1 protein-coding gene is annotated in these 1,170 nt (G+C 60.9%); it reads left to right on the forward strand.

Annotated features, from left to right (window positions below; translation table 11 throughout):
* Window positions 1-1,170, forward strand: a 1,170-nt coding sequence (gene larC, locus NWF31_RS14445; protein WP_258361204.1) for a nickel pincer cofactor biosynthesis protein LarC, incomplete at both ends; no start/stop codon positions are given.

Genomic DNA, 1,170 nt, shown 5'->3' on the forward strand with positions numbered 1-1,170 from the left:
AAAGATGAAAGTCGCCTACTTTGATTGCTTTTCCGGTATCAGCGGCGATATGTGCCTGGGGGCCCTGCTGGCCAATGGCCTTCCCGGGGATGAACTGGCAGGGCGGTTAAAAGAACTCCCCCTGGACGGGTGGGAATTAAAGGTCAGGGAAACCAGCCAGCAGGGCATAGCCGCCATAGATGTCGAAGTGCAGGTGGCCGGTCACCAGGGTCACCGCCACCTGCCGGATATCCTGGAGCTAATCGACAGCAGCCCGCTGCCCCCACCGGTACGGGAAAAGGCTGCGGCGGTTTTTTATAACCTGGCCCGGGCTGAGGGCCAGGTTCACGGCATCAGTCCTGAAAAGGTCCATTTCCATGAAGTCGGGGCGGTTGATGCCATCATCGATATTGTGGGCACCGTCCTGGGCCTGCACCTCCTGGGTGTTGAGCGGGTTATATCCTCACCCCTGCCCCTGGGCTCCGGCTGGGTCGAATGCCATCACGGCAAGCTGCCGGTACCGGCACCGGCCACCCTCTACCTGCTCCGGGGTTATCCTGTTTATGGCACCGGAGATAAAGCCGAGCTGGTAACGCCCACCGGGGCAGCCCTCATTACTACCCTGGCTGATGGTTTCGGTCCTTTCCCGGCCATGACATTGACCAGCACCGGTTTTGGCGCCGGGAAAACATCTTTATCCCATCCCAACCTCCTGCGCCTGGTCCTGGGAGAAATCACGCCGGAACAACCAGAAGGTGACGGGAGTATTTTTGTCGTAGAGACGACCATTGACGACATGAACCCGGAGTTTTTCCCGGCCCTCATAGAGGAGGTCTTTGCTGCCGGGGCAATTGATGCCTACCTTTACCCGGTACAAATGAAAAAGGGCCGGCCCGGCGTCCTTTTTACAGCCCTCTGCCCGGAAAACCGCCTTGCCGCAGTAGCGGCAGCCATCTTCCGCCATTCCAGTACCCTGGGCCTGCGCTTCCGCCGCGACCAGCGCCTGGTCTGCCAGCGGCAGCAGGCCGAGGTGCTCACGCCTTACGGCCCGGTAACCGTCAAGTGGGGGCGCTACAATGGTCCCGGAGACGGGGAAATCACCAACGTAGCCCCGGAATATGAATCCTGCCGCCAGGCTGCCCGGGCCGCCGGTGTTCCCTTGAAGGAAGTCTATGCCGCCGCCCTGGCTGC

The sequence above is a fragment of the Neomoorella sulfitireducens genome (genome assembly GCF_024733845.1).
Lineage (GTDB): Bacteria > Bacillota > DSM-521 > Neomoorellales > Neomoorellaceae > Neomoorella > Neomoorella sulfitireducens.